Below are 16,648 nucleotides of genomic sequence, written 5' to 3'. Positions count from 1 at the left end.
CTGTCAGTCTGCATCCAGGCCGGTTTGATGCCGTATGAATAAAGAGAACATTTGCCTGGGAGGAGCGGCTTATTAAACCGCTTTTCACCAAAGGGCCTTCACTGGGCGTGCGCTTGTTGGTGCTGGTCGTGCTATCGGTCGCGCTGATGGTGGTCGATGCCCGCTTCACACTGCTCAAGCCAGTGCGTAGCCAAATGTCGCTGGTGCTGATGCAGTCTTACTGGATCACCGACCTGCCACAGCGGTTATGGCAGGGTGTGGCCAGCCAGTTTGGCAGCCGTACCGAACTCGTCGCCGAAAACGAAAAACTCAAAACCGAAAACCTGCTGTTGCAAGGCCGCATGCAAAAGCTTGCCGCCCTCACCGAGCAGAACGTTCGGCTGCGCGAGTTGCTCAACTCCTCCGCGCTGGTCAACGAGAAGGTCGAAGTGGCCGAGCTGATCGGCATGGACCCCAATCCCTTCACCCATCGCATCATCATCAATAAAGGTGAGCGTGACGGTGTGGTCCTCGGTCAGCCGGTGCTCGATGCCCGTGGCTTGATGGGCCAGGTGGTCGAGTTGATGCCATACACCTCTCGTGTGCTGTTGCTGACCGACACCACTCACAGCATTCCGGTGCAGGTGAACCGCAACGGTCTGCGGGCGATTGCCAGCGGCACCGGTAACCCGGAACGCCTGGAGCTGCGTCACGTGGCCGATACCGCCGACATTAAAGAAGGCGATCTGCTGGTCAGCTCTGGTCTGGGTCAGCGGTTCCCGGCGGGTTATCCGGTAGCGACGGTCAAGGAAGTGATTCACGATTCCGGTCAGCCGTTCGCTATTGTGCGTGCCGTGCCGACCGCCGCCTTGAACCGCAGCCGTTACCTGTTGCTGGTGTTCACCGACGGCCGCACGGCCGAAGAGCGCGCCAACGAAGCTGCCCAGGCTCAAGAAGCCTTGGACCAGCACGGTGGTGGACCAATCATTCCAGCGACAGTGCCGAAACCTGCCATCGTCCCGGCTGCTGTCGCTGCACCCGTGACTCCGGTTGCGCCGACGGCTACCCCAGCGGCTACAACCCCGCCCAAACCTGCGGCAACTCATCCTGCTCCTGCGAAACCTGCCGCCAGCAAGCCTCCCGCGACGCAGCCTGCGGCTGCTAAACCGCCGGCCACGCCACCCGCTGCCGTGAAGCCTGCAGCCAAACCGCCTGTCTCTGCGCCGGCTACCACTGGGGGACGAGAATAATGGTTGGTGCTACTGCCTCCCGAAACGGCTGGATGGTCTGGCTGACATTCGCCATAGGTATGCTGCTCAGCGTTTCGCCGCTGCCACAATTCATGGAAATCCTCCGTCCACTGTGGCTGGCCTTGCTGCTGGCATTCTGGGCGTTAGCCATGCCGCAGAAAGTCGGGATGGTCACCGCGTGGTGCCTGGGCCTGGCCGAAGACGTGCTTTATGGCACGCTGCTGGGCCAGAACGCATTGATCCTGACGCTGATCACGTACCTGGTGCTGGCGCTGCAACAGCGTCTGCGCATGTTCCCGATGTGGCAACAGAGCCTGGTGATCCTGGTGATCTTCGGCCTCGCGCAGCTTGTTCAACTATGGCTCAGCGCCCTGACCGGCAATCGTCAGCCGACGCTGGCGCTGGTCTTGCCGGCACTGGTCAGCGCATTGCTCTGGCCGTGGATCAGCTACGGTTTGCGCGGTTTGCGTCGACGCTACAAAATCAATTAATTCGGTCAGGCATTTGCCCGCACCTCGACAAGGGAGATGTCTTGATGAAGTTGTTGTACCTCGCCTCAGGCTCGCCGCGTCGGCGTGAACTGCTCACGCAGATCGGCGTGCCGTTCACCGCCGTTAGTGCGGACATCGATGAAACTCCTTTAGAAAATGAATCCCCGTCGGCCTATGTCGAGCGCCTGGCGTGCGGCAAAGCCGAGGCTGGGCGCAGGACCGTCGTGTCCGCCACAGATTTTTGCGTGCTGGGCGCCGACACCGCCGTGGTGCTGGACGGAAAAATTCTCGGCAAGCCGGTTGATGAAGCCGAGGCGTGCGCCATGCTTATGATGTTGTCCGGGTGTGAGCATGAAGTCCTGACGGCGATTGCGGTGCTCGATGGTGAGCGTTGCGAGTCTCGGGTGGTGAGCAGTCTGGTGCGTTTTCGCAACATCAGTCGTGATGAAGCGGTGACCTACTGGGCCAGCGGCGAGCCGCAGGACAAGGCCGGCGGCTACGGCATTCAAGGGCTCGGCGCGGTGTTTGTCGCCGGGCTCAATGGCAGTTACTCGGCGGTGGTCGGACTACCTCTGTGCGAAACCGCTGAGCTGCTTGGCCATTTCGGCATACCCTGTTGGCAAACCCTTAACGCGCGTTGAGCGTCGTACTGACAAGATGCGGCCATTATCGTGAACATGCCTGAACGAGACCCTGCCATGAGTGAAGAGATCCTGATCAACATCACGCCGATGGAATCGCGCGTGGCGGTGGTTGAAAACGGTGTTCTGCAAGAGGTCCACGTCGAGCGCACGCAAAAGCGCGGGATCGTCGGCAACATCTATAAAGGCAAGGTCGTGCGGGTATTACCCGGCATGCAGGCGGCATTCGTCGACATCGGACTGGACCGCGCCGCGTTCATTCACGCCTCGGAAATCTCCCTGCGCGAAGGCCCGGCGGTCGAGAGCATCAGCGCTCTGGTTCATGAGGGTCAGAGCCTGGTGGTGCAAGTGACCAAGGACCCGATCGGCTCCAAAGGCGCACGCCTGACGACTCAGTTGTCGATTCCATCGCGTTATCTGGTGTACATGCCGCGCACTGCACACGTTGGCATTTCGTTGAAGATTGAAGACGAAGCCGAGCGTGAACGTCTCAAACAAGTGGTCACTGATTGCGTGGCCAAAGAAGGCATCCAAGAGGCCGGTGGCTTCATCCTGCGTACCGCTGCCGAAGGTGCCGGTGCCGATGAAATCCTCATGGACATCCGCTACCTGCGTCGGCTCTGGGATCAGATCAACGAGCAGATCAAAACCATCAGCGCACCGAGTGTGATCTACGAAGACCTCGGCCTGGCGCTGCGCACCTTGCGTGATCTGGTGAGCCCGAAGATCGAGAAGATCCGGATCGACTCCCGGGAAACCTTCCAGAAAACCACACAGTTCGTCGCCGAGCTTATGCCGGAAATCGCCGATCGTCTTGAGCATTACCCGGGTGAGCGGCCGATCTTCGACCTGTATGGCGTCGAAGACGAAATCCAGAAGGCCCTGGAGCGCAAAGTCCCGCTGAAGTCCGGCGGTTACCTGGTGGTCGATCCGGCGGAAGCCATGAGCACCATCGACGTCAACACCGGGGCGTTCGTCGGTCATCGCAACCTCGAAGAAACCATTTTCAAGACCAACCTCGAAGCCGCGACCGCCATTGCTCGCCAGCTGCGCCTGCGCAACCTGGGCGGGATCATCATCATCGACTTCATCGACATGGAAGATGAAGAGCACCAGCGTCAGGTGCTGCGCACCCTCGAGAAGCAACTGGAGCGCGATCACGCCAAGACCAACATCATCGGCATCACCGAGTTGGGCCTGGTGCAGATGACCCGCAAGCGTACCCGCGAAAGTCTTGAACAAGTGCTGTGCGAGCCGTGCAGCAGCTGTCAGGGTCGCGGCAAGCTCAAGACGCCGGAAACCGTTTGCTACGAGATTTTCCGCGAAATCCTCCGTGAGGCTCGCGCCTATCAGGCGGAAGGCTATCGTGTATTGGCAAACCAGAAAGTGGTCGACCGTTTGCTCGATGAAGAATCGGGCAATGTCGCCGAGCTCGAAGGTTTTATCGGGCGCACCATCAGGTTCCAGGTGGAAACCATGTATTCCCAGGAACAATACGACGTGGTGCTGCTCTGAATCGCTGTATTTCAACCCTGCTAGAACGGCTGGCCTCAGCTTTTTGCAGTATTTTTGCCATGGGAGCCAACTGACATGGAACGTCTGACACGCATTTTGGCCGCACTGACCCGCTGGGGGCTGGGGCTGTGTGCGTTGGCATTGGTGTTGATGGCGTTATACGTCAGCCTCGGCCGAGAGCTGACGCCGCTGGTGGCCGAGTACCGTGCCGAAGTCGAAGCCAAAGCCAGCGCTGCCTTGGGCATGCCGCTGACTATCGGCGAATTGGAAGGCAACTGGAGCGGCTTTGCGCCGATCATGCTGGCTCACGATGTGATGGTCGGCGAGGGCGCCAATGCCCTGCGGCTGGATCAGGTGCGCGCGGTGCCGGATCTGTGGGCCAGTCTGCTGGCTCGTGAAGTGCGCATCGCTCACCTGGAACTCAGCGGCCTGAAGATCAGCCTCAAGGAAAGCGAGGACGGGACTTGGGCGCTGGAAGGTTTGCCGGTACAGCAGGATCAGCCGCTGGATCCTGAACAAATGCTCAATCGCATGCAGAGGGTTCAGCAACTGTCGGTACTCGATAGCCAGGTCACTTTGCAGCCACTGCAAGAGCAGCCGCTGACCCTGACTTACGTCGGGTTGAATCTGAAAACTGGCGTCTCCCGCCAGCGACTCGACGCCCGTTTGACCCTGCCCGACGGACAACCGGTGGCCATCAATCTGCGTACCCGTCTGCGCGCCAGCGAATGGAAAGACGGCGAGGCCGAAGCTTATTTGAGCCTGCCGCAAAGCGACTGGTCGAAATGGTTGCCTGAGCGCCTGACCCAACAATGGAATTTTTCCGAGTTCAAGGCCGGCGGCGAGCTTTGGGTGAACTGGAACAGGGGCGCCCTGCAAAGTGCTGCGATTCGCTTGAACGCGCCGCAACTCAAGGGCGCGTACGGCGAGCGCAAGCCGATCCAGATCAACAATCTAGCGCTCAATGGCTATTTTCAGCGCAGCTCCGAAGGCGTGCTGGTTACCCTGGATTCGCTAGCTATGAACCTTGGCGAGACCCGTTGGGAATCGCATCTGCAACTCAAACAAAATGCGGCGACCGACAAGACTGAAGAGCTTTGGCATCTGCAAGCCGACCGCCTCGACCTCACCCCGATCACCCCGATACTGAATGCTTTGGGGCCGCTGCCCGAAGGCATCGCCACCGCCGTCGAGCGACTCAAAGTGACGGGTGGCCTGCGCAACGTGCTGATCGACTTCCGGCCCAATGCCACCGACGACAGCAAATTCAGCTTTGCCGCCAACCTGGATCGGGTCGGCTTCGATGCCTATCACGGCGCTCCGGCGGCGCGAAATGTCAGTGGCAGCATCAGCGGTGATCTGGGTGGTGGCGAGCTGCGCATGGACAGCAAGGATTTTTCCCTGCACCTGGACCCGATCTTCGCCAAGCCATGGCAGTACATTCAGGCCAATGCCCGACTGACCTGGAAACTCGATAAAGAAGCCTTCACTTTGATCGCGCCCTACCTGAAGGTGCTGGGCGAAGAAGGCAAGATTGCTGGCGACTTTCTGATCCGCCTGCATTTCGACCACTCCCAGGAAGACTACATGGACCTGCGGGTCGGTCTGGTGGACGGCGACGGTCGTTACACCGCCAAGTACTTGCCGACAATGCTCAGCCCGGGGCTGGACGAATGGCTGCGTACGGCGATTCTCAAAGGTGCGGTGGACGAAGGCTTCTTCCAGTACCAGGGTTCGCTGAACCACGGGGCCGCCGAGACTGCCCGCAGCATCAGTCTGTTCTTCAAGGTTCACGATGCGGAACTGGCCTTCCAGCCAGGCTGGCCACATGTCAGCAAGGTCACGGGTGACGTGTTTGTTGAAGACAGCGGTGTGCGGATACTGGCCAGCAAGGGTCAATTGCTCAATACCGAGGTCAGCGACATTTACGTCAATATTCCCCATGTGCCAGCAGGGCAAAACGTCCATCTGTTCCTCGACGGCGGATTCGCGGGCGGGTTGGGCGATGGCCTGAAGATTCTCCAGGAAGCGCCGATCGGCACCGCAGCCACCTTTGCCGGTTGGGAAGGTGAAGGCGATCTGCAAGGCAAACTGAAACTGGATATTCCGCTGGTCAAAGGCGAGCAGCCGAAGATCCTCGTCGACTTCAAGACCGCCAAGGCCCGTCTGAAACTGGCCGAGCCAACCCTGGAGCTGACTCAGCTCAAGGGCGATTTCCGTTTCGACAGCACCAAGGGTTTGAGTGGGCAAAACATCACCGCGCGCGCTTTTGATAAACCTGTCACCGCACAGATTTTCGCCGATGGCGGCCCCGGCAACCTCAAGACTCGCGTCGCTGCCTCGGGCCAGGTCGAGGTCAAGAAACTGACGGACTGGCTGAGTGTTACTCAGCCGTTGCCAGTGTCCGGTGTGATCCCTTATCAGCTGCAACTGAACCTTGATGGGGCCGACAGTCAATTGATGGTCAGCTCCAACCTCAAGGGCGTAGCAATCGATTTGCCGGCGCCGTTCGGCATGGCAGCCAACGTCGGTCGCGACACCACGTTCCGCATGACGCTGCAGGGGCCGGAGCGACGCTACTGGGTCAACTACGGTGAGCTGGCGAACTTCACGTTTGCGGCGCCGGCCGGCAACTTTGCCGACGGTCGCGGTGAGTTGTTCCTGGGGGGCGGCAATGCCGTGCTACCCGGCGCCAAAGGCCTGCGGGTGCGCGGTGTGCTGTCGGAACTGGACGTCGGCCCCTGGAAGGACCTGGTAGACAAGTACGCAGGCCAGAATCCGGGCGGCAACGCCAAACAGTTGCTCAGCAGCGCGGATTTCAAGATTGGCAAGCTCAGCGGTGTCGGCACTACGCTCGATCAGGCGTCGGTGCAGTTGAACCGCAAACCTGCCACATGGGCCTTGCAACTCGACAGTCAGCAGGTCAAGGGCAGCGCCAGCATCCCCGATGCGAAAGCCACGCCGATTGCGATCAATCTGCAATACGTGCGTTTGCCGGCGCCAGACCCGACGGTCCTGGCCGACGAAAACTCGCCAGATCCGCTGGCCTCGGTGGATCCGACGAAGATCCCGGCACTGGATATCACCATCAATCAGCTGTTCCAGGGCAACGACCTCGTCGGGGCCTGGTATCTGAAAGTTCGTCCGAGCGCCAAGGGCATTGCGTTTACCACGCTGGATCTGGGCCTCAAGGGCATTCTCCTGCAGGGCAGCGGCGGTTGGGAAGGTATGCACGGTTCCAGCAGCAGCTGGTACAAAGGCCGGATCAGCGGCAAGAATCTCGCCGATGTGCTGAAGGGCTGGGGATTTGCGCCGAGTGTCACCAGTGAAGATTTTCATATGAATGTCGATGGTCGCTGGCCCGGTTCGCCGGCCTGGCTGGCCACCAAGCGCTTCTCTGGAACCCTCGATGCTTCGCTGAATAAAGGCCAGTTCGTTGAAGTTGAGGGCAGCGCCCAGGCATTGCGCGTGTTTGGCTTGCTGAACTTCAACTCCATCGGCCGCCGGCTGCGCCTGGACTTCTCCGACTTGTTCGGCAAAGGCTTGAGTTACGACCGGGTCAAAGGTCTGCTGGTCGCGAACAACGGCGTATACGTGACGCGTGAGCCGATCCTGTTGACCGGTCCGTCGAGCAACATCGAACTCAACGGGACGCTGGACCTGGTGGGCGATAAGGTCGATGCCAAGTTGCTGGTGACGTTACCTGTGACCAACAACCTGCCGATTGCCGCGCTGATCGTCGGTGCACCGGCTATCGGCGGCGCGCTGTTCCTGATCGATAAGCTGATCGGTGACCGTGTGGCGCGTTTCGCCAGCGTCCAATACACCGTCAAGGGGCCGTGGAAAGAGCCGAAAATCACCTTCGACAAGCCTTTTTGACAACGCCACGCCTAAGGCCGATGGAGTAGCATGGCCGTAAGTCCCTGTAGGAGCTGACGAGTGAAACGAGGCTGCGATCTTTTGATTTTTCCTTTTAAGATCAAGATCAAAAAATCGCAGCCTCGTTTCACTCGTCAGCTCCTACAGGTATGTGTTGATTCCAGATCAGGAAAAGGCCATGTCTGTAGCGGTGATTCAAATGGTCAGCCAGAGCGATGTGCTGGCCAATCTGGCCCAGGCCCGTCGGCTGCTCGAGCAAGCGGCGACCAGTGGTGCGCAGCTTGCCGTACTGCCGGAAAACTTCGCCGCCATGGGCCGTCGCGACATCGCCGACATTGGCCGCGCCGAGGCATTGGGCGAAGGCCCGATCCTGCCATGGTTGAAACAGACCGCCCGCGACCTCAAGTTATGGATAGTGGCCGGCACATTGCCGTTGCCGCCGGTGGATCAACCGACGGCCAAAGTGCATGCCTGCTCGCTGCTGGTGGATGACCACGGCGAAACCGTTGCACGGTATGACAAGTTGCACCTTTTCGACGTCGATGTGGCGGACAATCGCGGGCGTTATCGCGAATCCGATGACTATGCTTATGGCAGTGGGGTTGTCGTGGCGGACACGCCTGTCGGTCGAGTCGGGCTGACAGTGTGTTACGACCTGCGCTTCCCGGAGCTGTACAGTGAGTTACGCGCGGCCGGTGCGGAGTTGATTACCGCGCCGTCGGCCTTTACCGCGGTGACCGGCGCGGCGCATTGGGAGGTGTTGATTCGCGCGCGGGCCATCGAAACTCAATGTTATGTGCTCGCGGCTGCCCAGGGTGGGACGCATCCGGGGCCGCGAGAAACCTTTGGCCATGCCGCGATTGTCGACCCGTGGGGACGTGTGCTGGCGCAACAGGATCAAGGCGAGGCCGTGCTGCTGGCCGAACGCGATAGCAGCGAACAGGCGTCCATTAGGGCGCGGATGCCGGTGTCCAGTCACCGGCGCTTTTTCTCGCAGGGCGCCCGGCGACCTGCCTCAGAACGATGAATTTAAGGCGTAAAGCATATGAGCGAGTTGTTGTCCTCAGTCAGTGAACACCTCCTGGCGCCCGGCGGCGTAACAATCGAGAGCCTGCAAGGGGTGCTCGGCGATCTGGCCGGCCCGGGCATCGATGCTGCCGACCTGTATTTCCAGGGGCAGATTTCCGAGTCCTGGGCGCTGGAAGACGGGATCGTCAAGGAAGGCAGCTTCAATCTCGACCAAGGTGTCGGCGTGCGCGCGCAATCGGGTGAGAAAACCGGTTTTGCCTACAGCAATGCCATTACTCTCGAAGCCCTCGGCGCCGCGGCCCGTGCGGCGCGTTCGATCTCCCGCGCCGGTCAGAACGGCACGGTGCAAGCGTTCACGACCCAGGATGTCGCCCAGTTGTACGGGCCGGACAACCCGTTGGAAGTGATGACCCGTGCCGAGAAGGTCGAACTGCTCAAGCGTATCGACGTCGCGACTCGCGCCCTCGACCCGCGTATCCAGCAAGTCACCGTGAGCATGGCCGGTGTCTGGGAACGAATCCTCGTGGCTTCCACCGATGGCGGCCTGGCTGCCGATGTACGGCCGTTGGTGCGCTTTAACGTCAGCGTGATCGTCGAGCAGAACGGTCGCCGTGAGCGCGGCGGTCATGGCGGTGGCGGTCGTACCGATTACCGTTATTTCCTCAGCGATGACCGCGCCATGAGCTACGCCCGTGAAGCGTTGCGTCAGGCGTTGGTGAATCTGGAAGCCATCCCTGCGCCGGCCGGTACGTTACCGGTGGTGCTGGGTTCGGGTTGGTCCGGCGTGTTGCTGCACGAAGCAGTCGGCCACGGTCTGGAAGGCGACTTCAACCGCAAGGGCAGTTCCGCCTACAGCGGGCGCATGGGCGAGATGGTTGCGTCCAAGCTTTGCACCATCGTCGATGACGGCACGCTGGCCGGGCGTCGCGGTTCCCTGAGCGTCGATGATGAAGGCACCCCGACCGAGTGCACGACACTGATCGAAAACGGCGTACTCAAAGGCTATATGCAGGACAAGCTCAACGCCCGTCTGATGGGTGTGGCCCGTACCGGTAACGGTCGCCGTGAATCATACGCGCACCTGCCGATGCCGCGCATGACCAACACCTACATGCTGGCTGGCGAAAGCGACCCTGCAGAAATCATCGCCTCGGTGAAGCGCGGCATCTACTGCGCCAACCTCGGCGGCGGTCAGGTGGACATCACCAGCGGCAAGTTCGTGTTCTCCACCAGCGAGGCGTACCTGATCGAAGACGGCAAGATTACGGCCCCGGTCAAAGGCGCGACGTTGATCGGCAACGGCCCGGAAGCCATGAGCAAGGTGTCGATGGTCGGTAACGATCTGGCGCTGGACAGCGGTGTGGGGACTTGTGGCAAGGATGGGCAGTCGGTGCCGGTGGGTGTCGGCCAGCCAACGCTGAAAATCGATGCGATCACTGTGGGTGGCACAGGATCTTGAGGGGCTCTTGAAAAAGTGAAGCTTTGGGTGAACCGCGTAGCGGCTCACCCGAGAAGGGACTTAACGCAGACCGCGTTGAGTCTCGTCCAGCTCACGGATGTACTTGAAGATTTTACGGCTCGATGCCGGTGGCTTGTTGGTCGCCAGTTCGTGCTGGGCCTGACGGATCAGGGAGCGCAATTGCTGACGATCAGCCTCCGGGTAGTCGACCACGAACTTCTCCAGGACCGCATCGTCGCCAGCGATCAAGCGATCACGCCAGCGTTCCAGGCCATGGAAACGTTCGTTGTACTGCCGAGTGGAGGCATCGAGTTGATCGAGCAGAGTCAGAATGGCGTCAGTGTCCTGATCGCGCATCAGTTTACCGATGAACATAAGGTGCCGTTTACGCGCGATATTCGCGGTGTGCTTGGGCGCATCGGCCAGTGCCCGGCGCATAGCGTCGGTCAACGGCAGTTTTGCCAGCAAGTCAGGCTTGAGCGTTGTAAGGCGCTCGCCGAGGTCAACCAGAGCATGAAGCTCGCGTTTAACCTGGGATTTGCTTTTTTCTCCCGTATCGAGGGAGTCGTCGTAAGAATCAACCATGGTGGCCGTCCGCAAAGAAACGCCGCCATGATAACCAGTCGGGGGCCGCTTGTCCGGCCCGGTCGCTCGAAGGCCCCAGCCGAAAGCAGAATTTGAGTGGAGAACAGCATGAGTGCAGTTGAAAGCGTCGGCCCACAAGCGTTGCCGGCACTGCAAGAACAAGTCGAGCAGATCATCGCTGAAGCCAAGCGCCAGGGTGCCAGTGCCTGTGAAGTGGCGGTGTCCCTGGAGCAGGGCCTGTCGACCTCGGTGCGTCAGCGTGAAGTCGAAACCGTCGAATTCAACCGCGATCAGGGTTTCGGCATCACCTTGTACGTTGGCCAGCGCAAGGGCTCGGCCAGCACATCCGCCAGCGGCCCGGAGGCGATTCGCGAAACCGTCGCCGCCGCGCTGGCCATCGCCAAGCACACGTCGGAAGACGAAGCTTCGGGCCTGGCAGACGCCGCGCTGATGGCCAAGGATCTGCAGGATTTCGATCTGTTCCACGAATGGGACATCACCCCGGAGCAAGCCATCGAGCAAGCCCTGGCCTGTGAAGCGGCGGCGTTTGCCACCGACAGCCGGATCAAGAACGCCGACGGCACCACTCTCAGCACCCATCAGGGCTGCCGTGTTTATGGCAACAGCCATGGTTTTATCGGCGGTTACGCGTCGACCCGGCACAGCCTGAGCTGCGTGATGATCGCCGAGGCCGACGGCCAGATGCAGCGCGATTACTGGTACGACGTGAACCGTCAGGGCAACTTGCTGGCCGACCCGGTGAGCATCGGCCAGCGTGCCGCGCAACGAGCGGCGAGCCGTCTGGGCGCGCGCCCGGTGCCGACCTGCGAAGTGCCGGTGCTGTTTTCCGCGGAGCTGGCCGGTGGTTTGTTCGGCAGTTTCCTCTCGGCGATCTCCGGCGGCAGCCTGTATCGCAAATCCTCGTTCCTTGAAGGCACGCTGGGGCAGAAACTGTTCCCGGAATGGCTGACCATCGATGAGCGTCCGCACTTGATGCGGGCCATGGGCAGTTCGGCGTTCGATGGTGATGGTCTGGCAACTTACGCCAAACCGTTCGTCGAAAAAGGCGAGTTGGTGTCGTACATCCTTGGCACGTACTCCGGCCGCAAACTCGGCATGCCGAGCACCGCCAACGCCGGCGGCGTGCACAACCTGTTCGTCACCCATGGCGACGAAGACCAGGCAGCCTTGCTGCGCCGTATGGGTCGCGGCCTGCTGGTGACTGAATTGATGGGTCAGGGTCTGAACATGGTCACTGGCGATTACTCCCGTGGCGCGGCGGGTTACTGGGTCGAGAACGGCGAAATCCAGTTTGCGGTCCAGGAAGTGACCATCGCCGGCAACATGCGTGACATGTTCAAACAGATCGTTGCGGTGGGTAATGACCTGGAACTGCGCAGCAACATCCGTACAGGTTCTGTGCTGATAGAACGCATGACGGTGGCGGGTAGCTAAACCCAACCGATACAAAAGAGGCGCGCCACCCATTGGGTGGCGCGCCTTTTTTTATGCGCCTTGCGCAGTCCCCTGTGGGAGCGAGCTTGCTCCCACATTGAACAGCATGTATTTCGCCGGGGTTGTTTTGGTTCTCATTATCATCTAATAATAAATCTCATTACCGAATGGGCCCGGATCATGAGTTCTGCCTTGCACGAGCAGCCTTACCTCGAAAGCTGGCGCTGGATGAGTCGCCAGATCCGTTGCGCGATGGACCCTGACGAGCCCCGCCTGATCGAACATTACCTGGCCGAAGGTCGTTATCTCGCCTGTTGCACGGCAACCTCTCCCTGGACCATCGCCGAAACTTCTTTGCGCCTGTTACTCGACACCGCCGCCGATGTCGCGCTGCCCTGGCACTGGCGCACCTTTTGTCTGGACCAGGCCTGGCGGCCGTTGCGCGATCTGGAACGCCTCTCTCTGTGCAAGTGCCGCCTCAAGCGCTGGCAGAGCTACACCTGGCAACTGGCGACCTGCGAGTTGCAGCCCTCGATTCCTCTCATAGAACAGGTGCAAGGATTTTCTGATGAGTAGGGTCTGTCATCAGTTATTTCCTATGCCGCGCCGGGCCTGCTGTGGTGCAGGGCAAGGCGCGAGGAGCGTGGTTTGGTCATTCCAAATAAGCTCCGAGCAACGCAGCCCTGCGCCACAGCAGGCCCGGCCCTCCGGGTTGTGTCTGAAAGCGGGCCAGACTGCGTTGCAGTCCTTGGCAAGGGAAAAACATTACCAGCGGACTGCGCCTTGCCTGGCCCGCTTTCATACACAACGCGGCATAGGAAATAACTGATGACAGACCCTCAGACACGCATTGAACGCGACAGCATGGGCGAACTTCAGGTCCCAGTGGATGCGCTCTATGGCGCGCAGACCCAGCGCGCGGTGGATAACTTTCCCATCAGCGGCAAACCAATGCCCGTGCAGTTCATTCGCGCGCTGATCCTGGCCAAGGCCGCCGCTGCCCGAGCCAACGTCGAGCTCGAACAAATCAGCGAATCCCAGGGCACAGCCATCGTCGATGCGGCGCTGGGTCTGCTCCAAAGCGACTTCATGCAGCATTTTCCGGTGGATATCTTCCAGACCGGTTCCGGCACCAGTTCGAACATGAACGCCAACGAAGTGATCGCCACCCTGGCCAGCCGCCTGCTCGGCGAGCCGGTGAACCCCAACGATCACGTCAATTGCGGCCAAAGCAGCAACGACATCATCCCGACCACCATCCACGTCAGTGCTGCGTTGGCGTTGCACGAGCAATTGTTGCCGGCGCTGGTGCGTCTGGTTCAGGTGATCGAGCGCAAGGCCGAAGAGGTTCATCACCACGTCAAAACCGGCCGCACTCACTTGATGGACGCGATGCCAGTGCGCATGAGCCAGGTGCTCAACGGTTGGGCGCAGCAGCTCAAGGCCAACATCGGTCATCTGCAGGATCTGCTGCCGAGTCTGCAATCCTTGGCTCAGGGCGGCACGGCAGTGGGCACCGGAATCAACGCTCATCCGCAATTCGCGGCGCGTTTCAGTGAGCAACTGAGCAAGCTGACCCGAGTGCAATTCAAACCGGGCGAGGATCTGTTTGCGCTGATTGGTTCTCAGGACACGGCGGTCAGTGTTTCCGGTCAGCTCAAAGTCACGGCCGTTTCGCTGATGAAAATCGCCAACGACCTGCGCTGGATGAACTCCGGCCCGCTGGCCGGTCTTGGTGAAATCGAGCTCGAAGCCTTGCAGCCGGGTTCTTCGATCATGCCTGGCAAGGTCAACCCGGTGATCCCGGAAGCGACCGCCATGGTCGCCGCTCAGGTCATCGGCAATGACACGGTCATTACCATCGCCGGTCAGTCGGGCAATTTCGAGCTGAATGTGATGCTGCCGATCATCGCCCAGAACCTGCTGAGCAGCATCGAGTTGCTGACCAACTCCAGCCATCTGCTGGGTGAAAAGGCCATCGCCAGCTTCAAGGTCAACGAAGCCAGGCTGAAGGAAGCGCTGTCGCGTAACCCGATCCTGGTTACCGCACTCAACCCGATCATTGGTTACCAAAAAGCCGCGGAGCTCGCCAAGAAGGCCTATCAACAGGGCCGGCCGGTGATCGATGTCGCTCTGGAACACACCGATCTGACGCGCAGCCAGCTTGAGGTTTTGCTGGGCCCGGAAAAACTCACCGCAGGTGGGGTGTAACCACCGCAACCGCTTTGGAGGCTCACTATGGAACACTGGAAACGCACGATCGAACGGGCAAATCGTTGTTTCATGCTGGGCGAATACGTCGATGCCCGCGAGGCTTACTTGCAGGCATTGGCCCTGGCCCAGGTGTTGTTCGAGCGCTGGGCAGATGCCGACGAGGCGGTCGCGGCCTGCGTGATTTCCCACCACAACCTGGCGGACCTGCATTTGCGTCTGAACCAGCCGGAGGAGAGCGCCGAGTACCTGTGCGCCATCCATCAGCGATTGTTGCAGACCATGCAGGACCCACGACTGGCGCCGGCCCTGCGTGAAGCAGCGTTGCGCCAGAGCAGTAAAACCTACGTCGAGCTGCTGAATTTCATCAGCGAACACGGCGAATACCCGCGTACGCATCGATTGCTGCACATCGATGCCGCCTCGCCTGCGCCCCTACATCATGGAGTTCATTGAAATGGCTTTTACCTTGCCTGCCTTGCCCTACGCCTACGATGCCCTGGAACCGCACATCGATGCGCAGACCATGGAAATCCACTACACCAAGCATCACCAGACCTACATCAACAACCTCAACGCTGCGGTGGAAGGCACCGAGTTTGCCGAGTGGCCGGTGGAGAAACTGGTGTCTGCTGTCCAGCAACTACCGGAGAAGCTGCGCGCGGCGGTGATTAATCAGGGCGGCGGGCATGCCAACCATTCGCTGTTCTGGGAAGTGATGGCGCCCAACGGCGGCGGCAATCCTGAAGGCTCGTTGGCTGAGGCGATCGATGAGCAACTGGGCGGCCTGAGCAGTTTCAAGGAAGCCTTCACCAAAGCCGCGCTGACTCGTTTCGGCAGTGGCTGGGCGTGGCTCAGTGTGACGCCGCAAAAGACACTGGTCGTTGAAAGCAGCGGCAATCAGGACAGTCCATTGATGAACGGCAATACGCCAATCCTCGGCCTGGATGTCTGGGAGCACGCTTATTACCTGCAGTACCAGAACCGTCGCCCGGAATACATCAACGCGTTCTACAACGTGATCAATTGGCTTGAAGTCGCTGCGCGCTATCAGGCTGCACTGGTTTAAGACTTCTGCAAAAACAATCCAAGGCTGGCTATGGGCACTGAAACACTGGCGATCGGAAGTGGACGAATGTTTCGTTACGCATTCGGATCGCTGTTACTGCTGGCAGGCATGACGTTATTGGTTGCCCAAGGCTTGGCGTGGCTGGACCTCGAGCCGAAACTGCTGCGCGCGCTGCAAGGTGGGGCGATCTGCGCTTTGGGCACTGCCTTGGGCGCGGTGCCCGTGCTGGTGATTCGACGGATGCCCCAGGCGGTCAGCGATACGCTGCTTGGCTTCGGGGCCGGGGTAATGCTCGCGGCGACAGCGTTTTCGTTGATCGTTCCGGGGATCTCTGCCGCTGAAAACCTGGGGCTGACGCCTTGGGCGGCCAGCGGGCTGATCAGTTTCGGCATCATGTTGGGGGCGTTCGGGCTGTTTCTGGTGGATCGAAAGGTCTCCGGAGCCAGCCCGGAAATGTTGGTTGGCACTCTTGAACGGCCGGTGATTCCACCGCGAATCTGGCTATTTGTGTTTGCGATCATTGCCCACAACATCCCCGAGGGCATGGCGGTCGGTGTGTCGGCGGGGGGTGGCATGCCCGACGCCGATAGCCTGGCCATGGGCATCGCCTTGCAGGATGTGCCGGAAGGTCTGGTGATCGCGCTGGTATTGGCCGGGGCAGGGATGTCGCGGGTCAAGGCGTTCCTGATTGGTGCTGCGTCAGGGGTGGTCGAGCCGGTCTTCGCGTTGCTGTGTGCCTGGCTGGTGAGCCTGGCCGAATTGTTGTTGCCCTTGGGGTTGGCACTGGCGGCCGGGGCAATGTTGCTGGTGGTCACTCATGAAGTCATCCCTGAGTCGCGCCGCAATGGNNTCACGACAAGCTTGCAAGTCTTGGGTTGCTGATCGGGTTTTGCTTGATGATGGTGATGGATACGGCGTTGGCTTAGCTGCAGAGCACGAACTTTGTAGCAGCTGGCGAAGCCTGCGTTCGGTTCGGGCCGCGTTCGGACGAAGCAGTCGCCAGTTCGAAATTTGTGGTGCGTCAGTTCAACCGCGCGTGTATTTACGACTGCTGCGTCCGAACGCGGCCCGAACCGAACGCAGCC

At 60.2% G+C, this 16,648-nt stretch carries 13 protein-coding genes and 1 pseudogene; 13 read left to right on the top strand and 1 reads right to left on the bottom strand.

Going from position 1 to position 16,648, the window contains the following annotated elements; translation table 11 throughout:
- Positions 1 to 71 precede the first annotated feature (71 nt).
- The 7 genes from mreC to tldD all read left to right on the top strand — a co-directional run bounded on the left by mreC (position 72) and on the right by tldD (position 10,243).
- Complete coding sequence (mreC, locus tag E3W21_RS23395) at positions 72 to 1,229, top strand: rod shape-determining protein MreC (protein WP_134422011.1); 1,158 nt, start codon at positions 72 to 74, stop codon at positions 1,227 to 1,229.
- On the top strand, positions 1,229 to 1,720 hold the full coding sequence (gene mreD / locus E3W21_RS23390) for a rod shape-determining protein MreD (protein ID WP_008148886.1): 492 nt from the start codon (positions 1,229 to 1,231) through the stop codon (positions 1,718 to 1,720). The genes mreC and mreD overlap by 1 nt, the downstream gene beginning before the upstream one ends.
- A gap of 44 nt (positions 1,721 to 1,764) precedes the next feature.
- Positions 1,765 to 2,361, top strand: a complete 597-nt coding sequence (locus E3W21_RS23385; protein ID WP_134422010.1) for a nucleoside triphosphate pyrophosphatase — start codon at positions 1,765 to 1,767, stop codon at positions 2,359 to 2,361.
- Positions 2,362 to 2,418: 57 nt separating this feature from the next.
- The gene (rng, locus tag E3W21_RS23380; RefSeq protein ID WP_033058026.1) at positions 2,419 to 3,876 is read left to right on the top strand and encodes a ribonuclease G; all 1,458 of its coding nucleotides are present in this window, start codon (positions 2,419 to 2,421) and stop codon (positions 3,874 to 3,876) included.
- A 75-nt stretch (positions 3,877 to 3,951) separates the two neighbouring features.
- A complete protein-coding gene (locus tag E3W21_RS23375; protein ID WP_134422009.1) occupies positions 3,952 to 7,755 on the top strand; it encodes a YhdP family protein in 3,804 nt (1,267 codons plus the stop codon).
- Between the two features lie 178 nt (positions 7,756 to 7,933).
- A complete protein-coding gene (locus E3W21_RS23370; RefSeq protein WP_129438496.1) occupies positions 7,934 to 8,782 on the top strand; it encodes a carbon-nitrogen hydrolase family protein in 849 nt (282 codons plus the stop codon).
- 18 nt (positions 8,783 to 8,800) lie between these two features.
- The gene (tldD, locus tag E3W21_RS23365) at positions 8,801 to 10,243 is read left to right on the top strand and encodes a metalloprotease TldD (RefSeq protein ID WP_008148876.1); all 1,443 of its coding nucleotides are present in this window, start codon (positions 8,801 to 8,803) and stop codon (positions 10,241 to 10,243) included.
- Positions 10,244 to 10,303: 60 nt separating this feature from the next.
- Here tldD and yjgA read toward each other — a convergent pair whose 3' ends face one another.
- Complete coding sequence (gene yjgA, locus E3W21_RS23360; protein WP_033058015.1) at positions 10,304 to 10,828, bottom strand: ribosome biogenesis factor YjgA; 525 nt, start codon at positions 10,826 to 10,828, stop codon at positions 10,304 to 10,306.
- Between the two features lie 108 nt (positions 10,829 to 10,936).
- Here yjgA and pmbA point away from each other — a divergent pair, with 108 nt between their 5' ends.
- From pmbA to E3W21_RS23330, 6 genes and pseudogenes are all read left to right on the top strand, one after another.
- On the top strand, positions 10,937 to 12,283 hold the full coding sequence (gene pmbA, locus E3W21_RS23355) for a metalloprotease PmbA (RefSeq protein ID WP_134422008.1): 1,347 nt from the start codon (positions 10,937 to 10,939) through the stop codon (positions 12,281 to 12,283).
- A gap of 180 nt (positions 12,284 to 12,463) precedes the next feature.
- Entirely contained in the window at positions 12,464 to 12,859 is a 396-nt protein-coding gene (locus tag E3W21_RS23350; RefSeq protein ID WP_129438490.1) for a FagA protein, read from the top strand.
- 252 nt (positions 12,860 to 13,111) lie between these two features.
- Positions 13,112 to 14,494 carry an aspartate ammonia-lyase gene (locus tag E3W21_RS23345; protein ID WP_134422007.1) on the top strand — a complete coding sequence of 461 codons (1,383 nt, stop codon included), beginning with the start codon at positions 13,112 to 13,114 and terminating at the stop codon, positions 14,492 to 14,494.
- 27 nt (positions 14,495 to 14,521) lie between these two features.
- Complete coding sequence (locus tag E3W21_RS23340) at positions 14,522 to 14,950, top strand: hypothetical protein (RefSeq protein ID WP_056742946.1); 429 nt, start codon at positions 14,522 to 14,524, stop codon at positions 14,948 to 14,950.
- 1 nt (position 14,951) lies between these two features.
- Positions 14,952 to 15,563, top strand: a complete 612-nt coding sequence (locus E3W21_RS23335; protein ID WP_134422006.1) for a superoxide dismutase — start codon at positions 14,952 to 14,954, stop codon at positions 15,561 to 15,563.
- Positions 15,564 to 15,593: 30 nt separating this feature from the next.
- Positions 15,594 to 16,489 (top strand): annotated as a pseudogene (locus E3W21_RS23330) (ZIP family metal transporter).
- The last annotated feature ends 159 nt before the right edge of the window (positions 16,490 to 16,648 follow it).

The organism is Pseudomonas sp. F01002 (genome assembly GCF_004402115.1).
GTDB lineage: Bacteria > Pseudomonadota > Gammaproteobacteria > Pseudomonadales > Pseudomonadaceae > Aquipseudomonas > Aquipseudomonas frigoris.
The sequence above is the reverse complement of the archived record's forward strand: the minus strand, read 5'-3'. Positions and strand labels throughout refer to the sequence as shown.